Annotated in this window: 17 protein-coding genes and 1 tRNA gene; 9 read left to right on the forward strand and 9 right to left on the reverse strand. The window is 46.0% G+C overall.

The window, feature by feature from the left end; all coding sequences use genetic code 11:
• Positions 1-4 precede the first annotated feature (4 nt).
• The 3 genes from ACBP46_RS10360 (at position 5) to efp (ending at position 2,927) form a co-directional block, all read left to right on the forward strand.
• Positions 5-1,201 carry a DUF2863 family protein gene (locus ACBP46_RS10360; RefSeq protein WP_371016665.1) on the forward strand — a complete coding sequence of 399 codons (1,197 nt, stop codon included), beginning with the start codon at positions 5-7 and terminating at the stop codon, positions 1,199-1,201.
• 8 nt (positions 1,202-1,209) lie between these two features.
• Positions 1,210-2,259 carry an elongation factor P maturation arginine rhamnosyltransferase EarP gene (gene earP / locus ACBP46_RS10365; protein WP_371016666.1) on the forward strand — a complete coding sequence of 350 codons (1,050 nt, stop codon included), beginning with the start codon at positions 1,210-1,212 and terminating at the stop codon, positions 2,257-2,259.
• A 110-nt stretch (positions 2,260-2,369) separates the two neighbouring features.
• Positions 2,370-2,927, forward strand: a complete 558-nt coding sequence (efp, locus tag ACBP46_RS10370) for an elongation factor P (RefSeq protein ID WP_371016667.1) — start codon at positions 2,370-2,372, stop codon at positions 2,925-2,927.
• 59 nt (positions 2,928-2,986) lie between these two features.
• Here efp and ACBP46_RS10375 read toward each other — a convergent pair whose 3' ends face one another.
• From ACBP46_RS10375 to ACBP46_RS10400, 6 genes are read right to left on the reverse strand one after another with little or no spacing between them, the layout of a single operon-like run.
• Positions 2,987-3,460, reverse strand: coding sequence for a DUF1178 family protein (locus tag ACBP46_RS10375; protein ID WP_371016668.1), 474 nt, complete (start codon positions 3,458-3,460; stop codon positions 2,987-2,989).
• Positions 3,461-3,465: 5 nt separating this feature from the next.
• The gene (locus ACBP46_RS10380; RefSeq protein WP_371016669.1) at positions 3,466-5,100 is read right to left on the reverse strand and encodes an ABC transporter ATP-binding protein; all 1,635 of its coding nucleotides are present in this window, start codon (positions 5,098-5,100) and stop codon (positions 3,466-3,468) included.
• Positions 5,093-6,475, reverse strand: a complete 1,383-nt coding sequence (locus ACBP46_RS10385; RefSeq protein ID WP_371016670.1) for an ABC transporter permease — start codon at positions 6,473-6,475, stop codon at positions 5,093-5,095. The genes ACBP46_RS10380 and ACBP46_RS10385 overlap by 8 nt, the downstream gene beginning before the upstream one ends.
• A gap of 5 nt (positions 6,476-6,480) precedes the next feature.
• Positions 6,481-7,458 (reverse strand): ABC transporter permease, encoded by a 978-nt coding sequence (locus ACBP46_RS10390; protein WP_371016671.1) that lies wholly within the window; start codon positions 7,456-7,458, stop codon positions 6,481-6,483.
• The gene (locus tag ACBP46_RS10395; RefSeq protein WP_371016672.1) at positions 7,458-9,653 is read right to left on the reverse strand and encodes an ABC transporter substrate-binding protein; all 2,196 of its coding nucleotides are present in this window, start codon (positions 9,651-9,653) and stop codon (positions 7,458-7,460) included. Before ACBP46_RS10395 ends, ACBP46_RS10390 begins: the two co-directional genes overlap by 1 nt.
• Positions 9,626-10,306, reverse strand: a complete 681-nt coding sequence (locus ACBP46_RS10400) for a thermonuclease family protein (protein WP_371016673.1) — start codon at positions 10,304-10,306, stop codon at positions 9,626-9,628. Before ACBP46_RS10400 ends, ACBP46_RS10395 begins: the two co-directional genes overlap by 28 nt.
• Before the next feature lie 114 nt (positions 10,307-10,420).
• Here ACBP46_RS10400 and ACBP46_RS10405 point away from each other — a divergent pair, with 114 nt between their 5' ends.
• Together ACBP46_RS10405 and wrbA are read left to right on the forward strand one after the other, a co-directional pair.
• Complete coding sequence (locus ACBP46_RS10405) at positions 10,421-10,816, forward strand: DUF423 domain-containing protein (RefSeq protein ID WP_371016674.1); 396 nt, start codon at positions 10,421-10,423, stop codon at positions 10,814-10,816.
• A gap of 68 nt (positions 10,817-10,884) precedes the next feature.
• Positions 10,885-11,484, forward strand: a complete 600-nt coding sequence (wrbA, locus tag ACBP46_RS10410; protein ID WP_371016675.1) for an NAD(P)H:quinone oxidoreductase — start codon at positions 10,885-10,887, stop codon at positions 11,482-11,484.
• 95 nt (positions 11,485-11,579) lie between these two features.
• Here wrbA and ACBP46_RS10415 read toward each other — a convergent pair whose 3' ends face one another.
• Complete coding sequence (locus ACBP46_RS10415; protein ID WP_371016676.1) at positions 11,580-12,740, reverse strand: alpha-hydroxy acid oxidase; 1,161 nt, start codon at positions 12,738-12,740, stop codon at positions 11,580-11,582.
• Positions 12,741-12,926: 186 nt separating this feature from the next.
• Between ACBP46_RS10415 and ACBP46_RS10420 the strand changes: the two genes are divergently transcribed.
• A tRNA-Arg gene (locus tag ACBP46_RS10420) sits at positions 12,927-13,003 on the forward strand.
• Between the two features lie 270 nt (positions 13,004-13,273).
• Complete coding sequence (locus ACBP46_RS10425) at positions 13,274-13,783, forward strand: hypothetical protein (protein WP_371016677.1); 510 nt, start codon at positions 13,274-13,276, stop codon at positions 13,781-13,783.
• Between the two features lie 75 nt (positions 13,784-13,858).
• On the opposite strand, the gene ACBP46_RS10430 is transcribed toward ACBP46_RS10425, so the two are convergent.
• Positions 13,859-14,392: a DUF4142 domain-containing protein gene (locus ACBP46_RS10430; RefSeq protein WP_371016678.1), complete on the reverse strand. Its 534-nt coding sequence runs from the start codon at positions 14,390-14,392 to the stop codon at positions 13,859-13,861.
• 331 nt (positions 14,393-14,723) lie between these two features.
• Between ACBP46_RS10430 and rpoN the strand changes: the two genes are divergently transcribed.
• Positions 14,724-16,076, forward strand: coding sequence for an RNA polymerase factor sigma-54 (gene rpoN / locus ACBP46_RS10435; RefSeq protein ID WP_371016679.1), 1,353 nt, complete (start codon positions 14,724-14,726; stop codon positions 16,074-16,076).
• 77 nt (positions 16,077-16,153) lie between these two features.
• Entirely contained in the window at positions 16,154-17,554 is a 1,401-nt protein-coding gene (locus ACBP46_RS10440; RefSeq protein WP_371016680.1) for an alpha,alpha-trehalose-phosphate synthase (UDP-forming), read from the forward strand.
• On the opposite strand, the gene ACBP46_RS10445 is transcribed toward ACBP46_RS10440, so the two are convergent.
• Positions 17,502-18,575 carry a mechanosensitive ion channel family protein gene (locus ACBP46_RS10445; protein ID WP_371016681.1) on the reverse strand — a complete coding sequence of 358 codons (1,074 nt, stop codon included), beginning with the start codon at positions 18,573-18,575 and terminating at the stop codon, positions 17,502-17,504. The genes ACBP46_RS10440 and ACBP46_RS10445 overlap by 53 nt on opposite strands.
• Between the last annotated feature and the right edge of the window lie 53 nt (positions 18,576-18,628).

Genomic DNA, 18,628 nt, shown 5'->3' on the forward strand with positions numbered 1-18,628 from the left:
GTCTATGGGTGACTCCACCGTCTCCAACACCGTACTGCATCACAAAGCGCACGATTTGCTCAGTCTAATCGAAGCGCTTAATCACTCGGGCTCACGTTTAGAGGATCAGTTTTGGGAGGCCAAATTAACCGAATCCGTTCAAGAGCTGTTAGTGGACTCCGACAGCACCCTACTTGAGCAGCTTTTAGACTACCTTTCTAGCTCAGAACAGTTTGAGCTATATGACGTCTTGGTTAGCTTAATTGAAGGCCTTGCCGAGTCAGCCACCCTAAGCCACCAAGGCCAACGTTATGACGTATTGTTAGTAACAGCGCCTATTGCAGCCTGGACACGCTATCAATTACCCGAAGGCCAGCTCAGTCACGAACTTCATGAAAAACTACTGGGGTTGGTGAAATCGTATGCGGGCGCAGAAGCCAAAGTGGCTGTACTTGGCCAGTTGTTAAGCTTTGATCAATTACCTAAAAGCTTTGCGCTAACCCATGAGTTCACAGCACAACTAGGGCGCTTGGCGCTTGAAGCACAAACCACAACCATTGAGCTAGACCATCTTGAAGACGGTATTACGTTGTTAGCCGATACCAAGTTTATTGTTTGTGCAATTGCTACGCCCCAAGGCAGTGCCGCCTTTGCTTGGCAGCAGCATAAAAACCCATTGCTGGCATTACAACAAAGCCAAACCCATTGGCAAGAACAATGCGAGCAGCTATTAAGTGCCATGTTTGCTGGCTGCCAAACCCAGTTTTTACCACCTGATGGCTATTATTTTAATACCCGAGCTAGCGATAAGCTCATGCGCCCCTTAGCAATTAAAGCCGCTGTTAACTGGCTAGGTTTGGTGACGCAATCAGAACCTAGTGAAATCTCAGCAGTGGTAGCACGTTGTGGTGTTTCCGATACCGAAGAGTTTCGTATTGGGCTTACCGTTGAAAACAACGCTGAAATTTTATATGGCTGCGTATGGCCTATTTTCAGCAAAGATGAAATCGACCGCTCTAGCCCGCTTTTTGAGGATAGCGCTTTGCTTATTCAAAATATCTTAACGGAGCTTGGGGTCGAATCCATTCTGTTCTTAGCCGGTCTGTACGATCCTGACTTCTGTGACGATTGTAGCGCCCCCTCTTTTCCTACCGCTCAAGGCGAGCTTGACCATCCTTACTTGCCTGAAGAGCTAGATTTTGCTCCCGCTCCTTTGCATTGATTAAAGTTATGAATCTGGATTTGTTTTGCCAAGTGGTTGATAACTACGGCGACATTGGTGTGTGCTGGCGTCTGGCTCAGCAACTGCAACAGCAAGGCATTTCTATACGTTTATTTGTTGATGATCTCGCTGCTTTTCATCGTATTGAACCCAGGATCAATCCACAAAGTCACTCACAAACCGTAAAACAAATCCATATACTACATTGGTCGCAAGCAGAAATATCTACGCCTGCCCCTCTTGTTATTGAAGCCTTTGCTTGTGAGCTACCGTTGGCCTATAAACAGGCCATGCCAAACCAAACTCGCCTTTGGATTAATCTGGAATACCTCAGTGCCGAATCATGGGTAGAAAGCAGCCATGCTTTACCCTCGCCTCAGCCTAATAGTGTGCTGAAGTATTTCTTTTTTCCCGGGTTTACGCCTAAAACAGGTGGACTATTACGCCCAACCGCAACCCCTAACCCCGAACTCCTTGATAAGGACTTTTGGAACAGTTTGGGTTTAATTCAAGCTCCGGCTACAGATCGAGTCGCATTTGTATTTTGTTATGAGCATGCCTCTTTAGAGTTGCTGTATCGTTGTTTGGCCGCCCAACCCCACAGCTGGTGCGTGCTTTTGGCGGCCTCTGCCCCAGAACCCATTGCACCGCCCGCTACGCTTACGGTGCACCGGCTGCCTTTTATAGCCCAAGCCCAGTTTGACGCGTTACTGGATTATGCGGATTTTAATCTAATACGCGGCGAGGACTCGTTTGTACGTGCCATATGGGCCCAAAAACCCTTTATCTGGCAGCCCTATCGCCAAGACGACAATTACCATTTACAAAAACTACAGGCGTGGCTTAGCACTACCCCTTTTTCCCCATCACGCCAAAAGTTAATAATGGACTGGAATTGTGGTCAGCTTACATCAGCCCAACTCAATACCGAACTTAAAGATCTGTCTGACTGGCGTCAGCAATGCGTGCAATACGCCCACACCTTGGCCCAACAAACCGACTTAGCAACACAGTTACTCGCTTTTTGTTCGCAAATAAGCCAGAAAACGGTAAAATAACTTTTTTACTCTCCGCTTTAGCAAAAAAACAAAAAAGCATGGGTTTTTTTGTTAGTCAATAATTGTGCCTATTGCGTGCGGAGTCATCTTTCATCGGAGTTTCCATATCTATGAAAACCGCACAGGATTTACGCGTTGGTAACGTGGTAATGATCGGCAGTGAACCACTCGTTGTACAACGTGCTGAATACAATAAGTCAGGCCGTAACAGCGCTGTTGTAAAACTGAAATTCAAAAACTTGCTATCTGGTAGCGCTAGTGAAGGGGTCCACAAAGCAGACGAAAAATTTGAAATTGTTCTGCTAGAGAAAAAAGAGTGCTCCTACTCGTATTTTGCAGACCCCATGTACGTCTTCATGGACGAAGAGTACAATCAATACGAAATCGAAGCCGACAACATGGGCGATGCATTAAACTACCTCGAAGACGGCATGACAGCCGAAGTGGTTTTCTACGATGGTCGCGCTATTTCTGTTGAGCTACCTACTGTGATTGTGCGCCAAATCGAATACACTGAACCTGCGGTTCGCGGCGATACCTCAGGTAAAGTCATGAAGCCCGCACGCTTAGCCACAGGTCATATTGTTTCTGTGCCTATGTTCTGCGAAATCGGTGACAACATCGAAATCGACACACGCACTAACGAATACCGCAGCCGCGCTAACTAATTCTAGCAACGCGATCCAAACCGCCTAACTCCTGCTTTCGCAGAGGTTAAGGCGGTTTTTTAATTCAGTTTGTCATCGTCTAAGAAATCAGGAATAGGCATCACTTCTATTCCATCTTCGCGCAAAGCCTCGTACTCTTCATGCGTAGCAGACCCTCTAATCGCACGATCAGGGGCTTGGCCGTCATGAATCTTTCTGACCTCTTCAGCAAATTCATCGCCCACATTGTCAGTATTACGAATGGCTTGTTTGATGTGCTTAAATAGCTGTGCTTGCATGGCGTCTAAGCTGGGCGCTGAATCGGGAGCAGAAGAGGCATGGCTGGGCGCAGCTGCGCTAGGCGCTCTGCTTCCTACGCCATGTCGTAAATTTAAACGTGGAGCAGAGAGCTGTTTATGAATATCGGTGCTGCCGCATACGGGGCATTCCACCCATCCCGCTTGCGCTTGCTTTTCGTAATCGTCACGAGAACGAAACCAACCCTCAAACACATGACCCACTGCACAAGCCAAATCAAACACTTTTAATGCCATAGTAATTACTTCATCGCTTCAAGAGATAAACGCGGAACGGAATTCAATAGCAGCTGTGTTACGCTTTGCTGCGGCTGCAATAACACCTGCTGTGCCGTACCCATTTCAACTATTTTACCCTTATCCATCACCGCAACACGATCGGCCAAATACTCTACAACACTAAAATTATGCGTAATAAATAGATAGGCCAGCCCCGTTTCTTTTTGCAGCTGAATAAGCAGGTCTAGTATCTGAGCCTGAACGGAAACATCTAACGCTGAGGTGGGCTCATCACAAATTAATACTTGGGGCGCTACAGCAAGCGCTCTGGCAATAGCAATACGCTGGCGCTGCCCACCTGAGAACTCATGCGCATAGCGTTTAGTACTGTCTGCAGGCATGGCTGTTAGTTCTAAAAGTTCCTTAATGCGTTTTTGCCGCTGCGCCTCAGACCAATGAGGCTGCAGACTTTTTAAGCCCTCAGCTAATATATCGCCCACCATCATCCGTGGATTTAATGAGGCGAAAGGGTCCTGAAACACAATTTGAATCTTGCGGCGTTGCTGAGCGAGCTGAGTCCCACGGCTATTTAATAAATCGGTGCCATCTAGTAGGGCTTGCCCACTGACTTGGATTTGCTCATCCATAATGCGTAGTAACGTTTTGGCTACCGTGCTTTTTCCACAGCCCGAAGCACCCAATAAAGCTAAGGTCTCTCCCGAATACAAATCAAAACTTAGGTCTTTAACAATAGGCACCCCTGAGTTGGATTTAAACAACTGACGCTTTGGTTTGTAACTAACCTCGAGGTGCTGCACTTTCAATATAGGAGTACCAGCAGATGCACTTGGCTCTGTTGATTTATAGCCGTGTTTATGTTCACGTTGCGCAAAGCTAGGAATTACCTCTAGCAAATGGCGTGCATAAGGGTGCTCAGGCTGCTTAAAAAAGGCCGATGCGGTACTTTGTAATACGATTTCTCCGTGACGCAACAACGCCACCTCATCGGCCATTTGCTGCACCACGGCCAGATCATGGGTAATGAGCAAAACCGTTAAGCCTAAGTCTTGCTGCATAGTTTTTAATAAATCAAGAATCTGGGCTTGTACTGTTACGTCTAATGCTGTGGTTGGCTCATCTGCAATCAGTATATCTGGCTCTACAGCTAATGCCATCGCAATCATAATACGTTGACGCTGCCCACCTGAAAACTGAAAAGGATAATCATTTAAGCGACGTGCCGGATCGGGAATACCCACTTTTTCTAGCCAATGTATAGCGCGCTGCCGACGTTCTGCTTTGTTGTATTGCGTATGCAAACGCATGCTTTCCATTAGCTGATCGCCTATACGCAACACAGGGTTTAAACAAGTGGCAGGCTCTTGGAAAATCATGGCGATTTTATTGCCTCGTACCAAGCGCATTTGAGCTTCACTTAAAGCAAAAAGCTCGGTACCATCCATCACAACTGTACCTGACTGCACCACTAGCGCATCGGGCAGCAAACGCATAATAGCTAATGCGGTCATGCTTTTGCCGCTGCCCGACTCTCCCACCAAAGCAAAAGTCTGGCCTCGTTTTAGATGTAAATTCAGGCCACACACAGCATAACGATTGGTACCTGCGATTTTAAGTGATAAATCCAGCACTTTAAGCATGTGCCGCCCCTTTGGTCTCAATACGACGTATACGTGGATCAAAGGCTCGCTGCACGGCATCGGCAAACAAATTTGCCGCCAACACTAATGCGAGTAAAAAGAAAAAAGCACCAACTAGGTTCCACCAAATCATTGGGTCTCTAGACATTTCTAAACGTGCTGCATCAATCATGGTGCCAAACGAAGGCATGCTAGGATCTACCCCTATTCCTAAATACGACAAGACAGCCTCATACAACACTAAACCAGAAAACTCGAGCACCATCGTAATCAACACCAAATGCATCACATTAGGCAACAAATGACGCCACATAATGCCCCAAGGGCTTACACCAAACGCTTTGGCGGCTTGGACGTACTCGAGCTCTCTGAGTTTAAGCACTTCAGCACGCAATAATCGGCATAACCCCGACCACCCCGTAAACCCCAAAATTAAACAAAGCACCAAAAGACGCAAGTCGGCACGAGAAGCAACCGTGTCAAACAAATCGGCATGGGTATCAATATAAACCTGCATCATTAATACACACGCCGCAATCAAAAGCACACCTGGGATAGAGGTTAAGGTGGTGTAAACATACTGAATCACATCATCCACCCACCCTTTGAAATAGCCAGCGGCAATGCCAAAAACCAATGCGGGTGGTAACATTGCTGTGGTCGTTAAAGTACCTATGACCAACGCCGTTCGAATACTTTTAAAGCTTAAATACAGCACATCGTTACCCGAGCGATCTGTACCTAACACATAATAAAAGCGGCTAAACACCACAATAATAATAAGTAGACTGGTAAGTGCCGTTAAACTGAACCACACGCTTCGCCAAGGAAAGGTTGGGCTACGACGTGCGCCCCACTGACATAGTATTGCCCAGACTAACGCCCCAACCCCACAGCCCACTAGGCTCCAGAGAGCTAGCAGCCATAACAGCCGATGATGCTCAGCAGTGCTTGCAATATCGTGTGCAGCATTTTCTAAAGGCGGAAAATCACGTATGACTTGCCCGTCCACAATGGCACTTTCTTTAAAAAACAAATGAGTAGCCAATGGCGCAGAGTAACTTCGCTCTTTTTTAGCAATATGTGCGACATCCAACACATCGTCTAATACTGAACGCGCAATGGGTGAATAACGTTGCTCTGTTTGCCCTTCTATGGTTGGTAAAACTGGACGATAGTGAATAGAGTCTAGTAGCCCCACCACCACAAAAAAAGCTAATACCACCGCACATGCTATAGCCGAAGGAGTATAAAACACGCTACGCCATGCTTGACGCAACGCTGGGGTACGCCTTGCATGAACGGCATACATCAGGGCTACTACCACCATTAACCAGACAAACACATCGGTCCACATTATTTCTAATTTAGGCATAGGACTCACTCAAAACGTACCCGCGGATCAACCAAGGTATAAGAAATATCAGCCAAAATAAGCCCCACGATATACAACACAGAGCCTAGAAACACCATGGCACGCACTATGGATAAGTCTTGAGCATTAATGGCCTCGATAGTGTAACTACCTAAACCGGGTATGCCAAAAAAAGATTCAGCTATCAAACTACCCATAAATAGCAGGGGAATTGCCGTCACAGTACCAGTTAAAATAGGGAGTAAGGCATTACGCAACAAGTGTTTGAACAACACCTGATACTCTGACAAGCCTTTAGCGCGGGCAGTACGGATATAGTCTTTACTGGCCTCTTCTAAAAACAAACTACGATAAAACCGCGATTCGCCCCCTACGCGCGAGACAATCCCAATTAGCACTGGCAAAATTAAGAATCGTGTGGTGTCCATACCCGCTGTCCAGCCTGAATACGGTACCCAAGCAAGCACTTTTGCAAAGAGCCACTGACCAGCAATAATATAAAACAACCCCGAAATAGAAAGCAGCACCACACAAAGCACTACGCCATAAAAATCAATACGCGTGTGCTTAAAAAACACCAAAAACAATGCAAAAGCAACCGATACCGCCAAGCCTAAAATAAAAGTAGGCAAAGCCAGAGCTAGACTTGGCCCCATACGGGTTTTGATTTCATGACCAATATCATGCCCACTATCGGAAAACCCAAAATCTAAACGCAGCAAAGGCACAGAGCGCTCATAAAAAATGGTGTCTTGTAAGGCTTTTATGCCAGATTGCTTATGGTTAATGAACAGCGGCTTGTTGTAACCCTGTTGCTCTTTCCATTGCTCAATCGCCTCTGTGGAAATACGTTGCCCCCCAATAGCCAAGCGAGCCATGTCATCGGGGGTATTCACGGTAAAAAACAGCACAAAGGTCAACAAATTCACCCCAAGTAAAATGAGCACCCCATAGCCCAAGCGACGCAAAATATACTGCAGCATTAGTGCTCCTTGTGAATAGTTTGTTTATCGCGCTGTTTAACAGTACGCCAGACCAAACCTAAGCCCACTGCCGCTAAGAATAAAAGCCCCCACAACGGCCACCAAGTTGGCTGATTCCACATAGCTTGTTTTTGAACGCGCAGCTGCGGGTCGATACGTAAATACTGCAATGCATTGCGTACCATCTGCGAAGGCTTGGCGTTGTACACCCATTGTTGATACACCCCACCCGAATTGGGAATATAACCAAACATCCATGGCGCATCGCGCTGAACCACGGCAACCATTTGTGCAATAACACTGTCTTTTTCTGGCCCATCGTCTAAAAAGCGCATTTTTTCAAACAACGCATCGTATTCAGCACTGCTATAGTTGGTGGCATTTTCCCCTCCGCCTTGAGCACGAGCATGAGGGCCATAGAGCAAGAACAAAAAGTTTTCGGCGTCAGGATAATCCGCAACCCAGCCCCACATAAACAGCTGGGCCACCCCACGCTGCATTTTTTCCTGAAAACGGTTGTAGTCTGTTGCCCGGACCTCGAGCTGCACGCCAAGCTGGGCGAGCTGGCGACGCATCCAATCTAGACTAGCACTCGCCCCCATCCCCCCAGCGGAATCAAAGTATAAGATTAACGGCGCGCCGGTTTTGGCATCGCGCCCATCGGGGTAGCCAGCCTTAGCTAATAGCTCGCGGGCCTGATTGATACTTTTTCGCTGTGCATACCCTTGGTTAAGCTCATACACCACTGGGTTTAGCCCCTCGGGAGGCGCAACATAACCACGTACCCCGGGCGGCAACGGGCTATGAGCGACGAGCCCTTGGTCATTTTGAAAAATGGTTACGTACTGTTCCCAATCAAAGGCAATACTAATGGCCTGACGCAAATAGCGATTTTTTTCTGCCTGCTCGGGCGTATCACCCGCACCCACCACAGGATCAAGCCAGTTAAAACCAAAATAATATAGCTGCGACTCAGCCAGTGTGCGCAAATCTAACCCACGCTCTTTATAAAGCGCTGCCTTGTCAGGCGAGTCTTCCGCAGCCACAGTCATGGCTACGCCATAGTCACCACGCTCCACTTGGGGAATATCGTAGTACCCTTGCAAAAATTTGCCTAATAACGGCACAGACTCCTTTTCTAAGGTAAACACCACCTGATCAATAAAAGGAGTCGGTTTACCGCAATCAACCAATAAACCCACCGCTTCGTCGTCTGGCTCGCCCTCGCAGGGGTAAGGCTCGCCCCTAAAGTTGGGGTTACGTGTTAACACATGACGGCGGTTACGAATGGACTCGGTTAACATGTACGGGCCCGTACCGACGGGCCAAGTGTTCAGTGATAGATCGTGCTGATCCATCTGAGGTTGATGGTAAAAGCGATCGGCCTCCCAAGGAATAGGTGCCGTAAAGGTCATGGCTAACCAATAAGAAAATTGGGGATATTTACCCTGTATACGGATACGTAAGGTGTGATCATCCAATGCTTCAACCCCAGAAAAAGCATAATCACGTAAATCAAGCCACGTGTCATCAGGCAACGTCTGCGCGATCTCTCGTAGCTGATCACCGTAGTCCTTATAGCCAACAATATAATCAGTAAAAAACGCGTAAATTGGAGAAATCACCCGTGGACTAGCTAAACGACGTAGCGCATACACATAATCATGTGCAGTCAGCTCGCGCGTACCCGTGTGCTTGAAGTCTGTAATGGCATAAGCCTGCTCTAATGCAGCAGCGGGCATGGGGTAATACCGGTACTGCTGTTGCTCGTCTTGCGCAAAAGCAGGATGAGGCTGAAAAAGTATGCCCGGTTTCAACTTAATATCGTAAACACTTTGAGCAATTTGCTCGCTAGGCGCATCGTCAGACAAGCGCTCACCATTTGCATCGAGGTAATACGGATGCACTACCTCTTGTGCTGTGCGCCCCTCTAGCTCATACGGTCGCTTTAAGTAATGGTATCCATACAAAGGCTCATAAATAGAATACGTAAAAGGCGTTTCATCAGTTGAGTAGGAACTAGCCGGATCCAGGTATTTGGGCGACCGTTGAGTGAACGCCGTAAATAACGTATTTTGCTCGGCTTGACCCTGCGCATAGGGGCTATTTACAGCGTTGTCACTACAAGCCGCAAGCAACAGCACTGCGGAAATTAGTAAAAATTGAATTAATCGCATTTCTTTTGTTGCCAACATTGAACACGCCACACCCAGGGTGCGATGGGAGATTTTTTAGCCTGCCATAAACCAATGCGTTGCTGTTGAGCACGCGCTTGTACTGCCTTTAGACTTTTATCGCGCAAATAACGCTCGTTACTACCCGTATAAGCCCAAGCCCAGCCTTGTTCAACCATTTGCTGATTTGCTGTTTTGCCATTTGGCAAAGGAATATCGCAAACGTTACGCCCATAATGATCTTGTTCAAAGCAACGTAAACGTAAGTTTTTATTCAGGACCATTCTTTCTAAGGCTTGTTGCGCCTCATTGGCATACGGCTGCCCAGGTCTATCTGCACGCCCCGTCGTCTCTGGGGAGTCGATATTAGCCAGACGCACCCGTTCGCGAACACCTGCCACTTGGATGTTAATCGTATCACCATCTGCCACGTGCGTGATCCTCCCCTCAAGCACGAACTCCCCTTTAGGTCGTTTGACGGTAGTGGTTGAATTTGAGGGGGCGTTCACCCCAGGGAGATCCAAATAATCTGAGGTAGTACCTATGCCCAACGCGACCAGTACCAACGACACAACCCCTACAACCAAGGCTTGCTGCCATGAAATAGTCTGAGTACCCCAGAGAATCACCCATTTACCGTTTTTCTTTTTAATAGAGAGTTTCTTTTTGGCCATATTTCGTTTGTATCATTAAAAAGATGAGTCAAGTTAGCCATGATTATAGGTTTTTCATCTCTAGTGTAAACGCGCTAACATACTTATTCTGTTTTACTTTTCGAGCTCTATATCATGCATGCTTCTTTACAAATCGCTATGGCGGCTTTTTTATTGTTAATCAGTGTAGCAACCGGAGCATTTGGCTCTCATGCTTTAGCTGGCCGTGTGGATTTAAATATGTTGGCCGTTTGGCAAACGGCAGTGCAGTACTTATCGCTTCATGCGGTAGCCTTGCTCGCTTTAGCAAGTGCTCATGCTTATTTACAAGCCCGTTTACAGCATCTCGCCTTTAGCTTGCTTTTAGTTGGGACACTTTTGTTTTCTGGTAGCTTGTTTTTATTGGTTTTATCAGGGCAACGTTGGCTAGGAATGATTACTCCTATTGGGGGGGTATTAATGCTTGGTGGATGGGGTTTGGTTCTACTGGCTGCTTTAGCTCAGTATAAACAACACACAAAAAAACCCTAGACCCACCGATAGTCTAGTGTCACACTACTCTTAGCTGTTCCGTTTATTTCTCACTACTGGAGACAAACATGGCAAAAGTACTGGTGTTGTATTACTCCGCTTACGGACACATTGAAACCATGGCACATGCTGTGGCCGAGGGGGCCCGTGCAGCGGGCGCAGAGGTCGATATCAAACGAGTGCCTGAGTTAGTGCCACCCGAAGTCGCGCAGCGCTCGGGCTATAAACTGGATCAGGCGGCTCCTATTGCTACCACCCAAGACCTCACACATTACGATGCCATTATTGTAGGTACTGGCACGCGATTTGGGCGTATTAGCTCACAAATGGCTAATTTCCTAGATCAATGTGGTGGGCTCTGGGCCCAAGGCGCTTTAGTTGGAAAAGTAGGAGGCGCATTTACGTCTACCGCCACTCAACATGGCGGCCAAGAACTGACCTTAATGAGCATCATTCACAACCTATTTCATTTTGGCATGGTGGTTGTAGGCCTACCCTACAGTTTTGCGGGGCAAACTCGTATGGATGAGGTCGTCGGGGGCTCGCCGTATGGGGCCAGTACCATTGCTGACGGCGATGGCTCACGCCAACCAAGTCAAACAGAATTAGATGGTGCCCGCTTCCAAGGACAGCTCATTGCACAAACCGCAAAAAAACTACATGGCTAATAAAAACCCCACTTTGAATCTACGCTGACCCAAGCGCTTAGGTAGGTAAATAGCGTCTTAGCATCAGTTTAATCAGAGTGGGGCTTTTTTAAAGCTTAATCAAAAATATCAGGATTACGCAGCACAGTGCGGTCTACCTCGGCCAAATGACGACGGCCACATAACGCCATGCTGACGTTCAACTCATTTGCCATAATTTCTAAACAACGCTCTACACCTGCCTGTCCAGCCGCACCTAACGCATATAAAAAAGCACGACCAATCATCACACCCTGAGCCCCAAGTGCTAATGCACGTAATACATCTTGCCCACCACGCACACCACCATCAAGATAAATTTCTGTTTTGCCTTGGACTGCGGCCACAATCGCAGGTAAAGCCGCGATAGAAGACGGGGCCCCATCCAGTTGACGTCCACCATGGTTAGAAACCACAATGGCGTCAGCCCCTGCATCCACGGCTAACTGAGCATCTTCAGGCTCCATAATACCTTTCAGTATCAGTTTTCCTCCCCAACGTTTCTTGATCCACTCCACATCATCCCAACAAAGGGTGGGATCAAATTGCTCGGCCGTCCAAATTGACAAAGAACTCACATCACTTACCCCCTTGGCATGCCCAACAATATTGCCAAAGGTACGACGCGGCGTTTTAATCATTTGAGAACACCAATAAGGCTTAGTCGCTAAATTCAGTATGTTTTTTAAAGTAGGCTTGGGCGGTGTGGTCAAACCATTTTTAATGTCTTTATGACGTTGACCTAAGACTTGTAAATCCAACGTAAGCACCAAGGCTGAACAATTCGCAGCTTTAGCTCGATCAATAAGTGCTTCCATGAAACTGCGATCACGCATCACATACAGTTGAAACCAAAAAGGAGCGCGCGTATATGCAGCAACATCCTCTAAAGAGCAAATACTCATCGTAGAAAGCGTAAATGGTACTCCGACATTTTTAGCCGCCTGCGCAGCCAACATTTCCCCATCCGCATGCTGCATACCAGTTAAACCAGTGGGTGCCAGAGCGATTGGCATGGATACCGGTACGCCAAGCATTTGAGATTGAATCGAACGATGCTCAATATTGACAGCCACACGCTGTTTAAATTGTAAACGCTGAAAATCGGACTCATTTGCTCTATAGGTACTTTCAGTCCAAGAGCCTGAATCGGCGTAGTCATAAAACATTTTAGGCACACGGCGTCGTGCCAAACGTTGAAAGTCAGCGATGTGGGTCACTTTTTTTAAATTATTCACCCTTTTCTCCAGAATGGTGCTATACTAGTTTTTTTACGCAGCAACACACAGGAAAAACCTGCACACTGCGCGTAGATATTGTGACTTGTACCACGAACATTTCGCAATAAGAACAAAAACTTTTTAAGTTATTTCAAAAAATAGTTGACATGATTTAAAAACAATGTTATAGTTCTATTTCTTTCAGCGGCTGTAGCTCAGTTGGATAGAGTACTTGGCTACGAACCAAGGGGTCGTGGGTTCGAATCCTGCCAGCCGCGCCATATACTTAAAAAAGCCTCATCTTAGGATGGGGCTTTTTTATATTCAAATATTCAATTTGCCTTGCTCTACACTAAGAGCTTGCGCCCAATCTCCCATAGAAATACAAATAACGATCTGATTCAAATCAATCGTTTAACAAGTATTTACACCTAATTAGCACGATTTTGCTTTGCATCAAACAAATGCCATTTTGGCATTTTCTTTGCATGTGTCCTTGGTAGACTCAAATCTAACCAGACTTGCATCACCTCTGCTATTAGGAGTTTTCCATGGACAAAAGAAAAAATGTACGCTCTGCTCGCGAAACAATGGGCATCTTTACTAATGCTCAAGCAGCAGAACAAGCACTTCAACATGTTGCTGCCCTTTTTTCTGGTGATAATACACGTGTAGCGCTTATCGAGCCTCACGACCCTCATGTGGAATCCAAACTAAAAGACGAATTTTCATACATGGGTCAAGCCGCTATTGCTGTCCATCTTTGGTCTGTTGTAATCAGTGTTGCCGCCGGTGCCTTATTTTGGTGGGTATTTTATGCCATGGGTATGCCAGTTTTTGTACACGAAGCCCCCACCGCTTTGCTCGGTTCCGTGTGTGTATTTTTATTAATTGGAATACTGGCAGGTTGCTTTATCGCTTATAAACCAAGTCGTAATGGTGTAATTGAACCTGCCAAGCAGGCCGTCGCAGAGGGTAAATGGGTGCTAGTAGCCTATCCCAACTCTGGTTCAGAAATAAACGCCACCAAAGCCTTCTTTAAGCAATTACGTTTGGATTAAATCTTTGGGCGCTCATGTATTTAGGGAGGCCAGGCCTCCCTTTTTTAATGCCAAACTTATGTTTAAGAACTACACTCAAGGTTTAGTGGAGTCTACATGGTTTTTTAAACTCTGGGCATGTTGAAGGTGTTGCTTTAAGATGGGCAATACGTCTTGCGCAAAACCCGCTATCTCTTTGTCATCCCCGTTTTGGGCTTGGTCTTCAAAAAGTTCAATCGTGTCCTCGTGGGCCTTAATACCCAAATGCTCAGCATAATACTGATCAAACTCATGACCTTCTTTGCCTTTTAATAGCAGCACCTTCCCTTGCTGCATTACACTGGCTGAAGTCGGTAAGACTTGCTCTTTAGCAAGAGCTAGCTCGCTTAACTCTTTATCCATCCGCTCATGCTCTTGCAACATCATGCGTGCGAAGTCTTGTACCTGTTTGTCTTGGCTACGTGCTAAGGCCTCGTTAGCACTCTCTATTTCAAAGTGTCCCGCTTGAGCCGCGTTTTTTAAAAAACTACGATCACTCATCGATAATTCATTAGCCTGACTGGCTTTCATGGTTATTAGGCATAAGGCGACTCCAACAAAGCCAGCAATAGCAAATCCTCGTAAATACATAGCCACTCCTTTTGCTTTCAAAGCACATCATCAGTAAGAAAACTCCCTTTAATTTCATTTTTAGCAATTTTCATACCTAAGGCACTACAACACTGATTGTTTAGGCTCAATAATTGCTAAGAATTAAAGTCGTATGATCTTGGTACGAAGACCATTTTGCTCTAGCTTAATTACCCTTACTTACTGCTGTTACAGCTGCTTTGGCCTTATTATGAATTAACCCCTAAGCCATCTATGTATGCTTAGCCACTCTTTTCACACCACTACGCTATGAGCCGAATACCTCATTAATTAAAGCCTTCTGATTTTACTTATGCGTTAAGGAGCCATCATGACGTTAACCTTGCAACACCGCTTGCAAACCCAACAACAGTTGTCGCCGCGCTTACAACAGTCAAATCAAATTCTGCAATTAGCGGCCCCTGCCTTCCAACACTTAATTCGTTCGCATTTAGATCAAAATCCTTTTTTGCATGAAGCCGAAGAAGAAACAGAGGAAATTCATATTCAAGAGGGTGAACGTTTTCATTCAGAGTCCTACCCTTCTGCGCCCATTCGTGAAGACCTTGACCCTTTACTGAATATTGAACAAAGTGAAGATCTTCAAGCGCATCTTTTAAAGCTTTTAGCTACAGCTCGTCCAGATGCACGCCAATACTCTTTATGTATATTTATTGTTGATGCCTTAGATGAGAACGGCTATATACGCAAACCTTTTACCGAGTTATTACCTGACTATATTGATGAGCCCGTTTCAGCAACAGAGTGGGAAGAGGCACTAAAACGTGTGCAGAGCATTGCGCCCACTGGAGTAGCAGCCCGCGATTTAGCAGAATGTCTTCGGCTGCAAGTCAATTCCAATGCAGATGCGTTAACTTCGCTTTATACGCCACTACTCCGACTGATTGATTCTGGACTCGAGCTGCTAGCAGAAGGGCACTATGAGCTCTTACAAAAACAGTTACAAATTGACGAAAGTACCTTGAAAGCTTGTTGCACTTATTTGCGGCAGTTAGATCCTAAACCAGGTCGTCAATTTAGTGCCACCAACCACCAACATTTGGTGCCTGATGTCTTTATTTATAAGCAAAACAACGAATGGCATATCGTGCCCAACTTTTATGCCTTTCCTAAAATAAAAATTAATAAAAATTACGAACAGCTTTTAAAAGATAGCAAACCTAGCAAAGACCATCCTCTGCACCAAGAATGGCAACAAGCTCAGTGGTTAGTCGAAAGTGTAGAAAAGCGCCACCATACGGTTTGTGAAGTCACGCGCATTATCCTAGAGCGACAACGGCTATTTTTTGACTACGGGGATGAGGCTATTCGCCCCTTATTAATTAGTGATATTGCCGCCGAGCTCAATTTACACGAGTCCACTATTTCGCGGGCGACCTCAAATAAATACATGAGCACCCCAAACGGAGTATTTAGCTTCAGGCATTTTTTCTCTAGGGATTTGAGTATGAGCTTTGGGGGCAGCTGCTCGACCCGCATGGTTAAAGCCAAAATAAAACAATATATTGATGAAGAGCCGAGCCATGCTCCTTTATCTGATGTGCAACTTCACCAACGGCTGACGCGCGAAGAAATTAATATTGCTAAACGTACTGTGACTAAATACCGCCAACAATTAGCTATTCCAAGTTCTAGAGAACGCCGTCAACCAACAATGCTATAAATTAGGCACAGTACCTGCTTTATGGTCTAGGTAAATAATAAAAGCCGTATTTTTTCCATTAACCTAGAGAGTGCGCCATGAGCAGAATTATTGTTGTTTCACTCCGCGTTGCACAACAAAAAAACATAGCAACAGGGGGCCTTGCTGTAGCGATTGAGTGCATGCTTAATGCACATCAACAAAAAGGTGTTTGGTTAGGCTGGAGTGGAGAGCAAAGTGCTCAGCTATGCACCAAACTGCATACTGAGGACCGCGATCACTACTCAACGATAACCTTCAGCTTAACCCCCGAACAACACCAACAATTTTATTGTGGTTATGCCAACAATTGTTTATGGCCTGCTTTTCATCAGCGTATTGATCTTATGACTTTTCATAGCCATGAGTATCAACAGTACTTAGCAGTCAATGAGCAAATTGCGCACTATTTACACGCTATACTTCAACCCGATGATATTGTGTGGGTGCATGATTACCACCTCATTCCTTTGGCACACTATTGTCGTCAATTGGGCCTAGAGCAGCGTACTGGCTTCTTTTTGCACACCCCTTTTCCTAACGCAGATTTGTTAGCCACTATCCCTCGTCACCAATCATGGCTGCCCTATTTACTGGATTACGAAGTGGTTGGTTTACAGTCCACACCCGACTTTCTCAACCTATCAGCCAGTCTGACCAAGGTGCTGGGACTAAGCGCAGATGAAGGAAAAATCACCCATAAAAACCGTACAACGCTGATTAAGTCCTATCCGATCAGCATTGCGCCCAAACTGATCCAAACAATGGCTACTATGCCCACCCCCTTTGGCTCTGAATCGTCAGATTACCCACTACTGGGCGACGGTCAATTAATTGTGAGTGCAGATCGTTTGGACTATAGCAAAGGGCTTCCTAAACGTTTTGAAAGTTTTAATACGCTGCTTGAGCACTATCCCACACTTAAAGAAAGCGTGAACTATTTACAAATTGCGCCTTCTACACGCGAAGGCATTGAAAGTTATCAACAACAGCAAAATGAATTAGAAAGCTTAGCCGGACAAATTAATGGCAGACATGCCAGTTTTAATTGGGCCCCTCTGATTTACTTAAATAGAGCAGTAGCCCCCATTATATTGATGAGTATTTTTCGTAAATCCCATGTAGGTTTTATTGCTCCACTGCGTGACGGTATGAACCTAGTCGCTAAAGAATATGTGGCAGCCCAAGATGCTGCTGACCCAGGGGTATTAGTGTTATCTGAATTCACCGGGGCAGCAAGTGAGCTCCAAGAAGGAGCTTTACTCGTCAACCCTTACGATACAGAAGGCACTGCTCAGGCTCTTTATCGCGCCCTGAGTATGTCACTTGCGGAACGCCAAGCGCGCCATCAAGCCTTAATGGCGCACTTGGAGGAATTTAACTTAGAACGCTGGTGTGCATGCTTTCTTAATGATCTGAATACGGTGGGGGCTGAGACGACACCTTCGTTGCAAAACTAGGCTCTGCTTCTGTTCGTAAACGGACAAAAACTTGGGGTTGATGTTGTGCTAAATAGCTAATCAACCCCGCTCTTACCGCGCAACGCAGATCAAATAATTGCCCCGAATCGCTGGCACTCACTAAAAAACGCAATTGCATGCCCCATTCATTGGTTTCAGTAATTTGCATCACTGCTACACGCTGATCCCACAACGAGTTGCTTGCACATAACCGCTTGAACTCGGTTTCCAGTGACTCCAAGTCGGCTTGATAATCCAACCATAAAAATACGGTGCCAATGAGTTCAGCGGTGTGATGAGTCCAATTCTGAAATACATTTTCCACAAACCATTGTAGCGGCACAATTAATCGTCTTTCATCCCAGACTTTGACTATCACATAGGTTGCGGTAATTTCTTCGATGCGCCCCCACTCGCCCTCAATAATCACCACATCATCAATACGTATGGGCTGAGTAAAAGCAAGCTGCAACCCCGCTATAAAGTTTCCCACTACCGGCCTAGCAGCCATACCCGCTACTAAACCAGCCACTCCAGCAGAAGCCAATAAACTTGTTCCTATTTGTTTGGCTCCGGGTAAGATTAATAATACAAAAGCAAGTCCTAACAAACTTAGAATTAAATGAGTGCTGCGCGCCAGAACGCGTGTTTGGGTATAAATACGGCGCGCTTTAAGGTTGTTTTTTTCCGTTAAGGGGTTTGATTGCACCACCACCGTGGCAACGGCCTCCACCATCGCCATTAAAGTAAGTGTTACCAATACAATTACCCCTACCATCAATATCAAAGCCACCACCTTTGCCCAATGCGCCGTCAACCCAATTCCGGCAAACCACACCCTGAACCAAACAAACCAAAGCAGCCAACGCGTGACATGAAAACCCTGTCTAACAAAAGCTGAAAAGAAGGGTTGATGCCGCCCTAACCGTTTGAGCAACTTCACACCTACCGTATGCCCCACATAAACGGCTACCACCCCAACTAATAAAACAAATAGCGAAAATAAGAAAACAGTATGCACCACAGCCTCCTAATACAGTGAGTTCCCTAGATGTAGAGCAAGCCATGTGCATA

It is taken from the genome of Paenalcaligenes hominis (genome assembly GCF_041359055.1).
GTDB lineage: Bacteria > Pseudomonadota > Gammaproteobacteria > Burkholderiales > Burkholderiaceae_B > Paenalcaligenes > Paenalcaligenes hominis_A.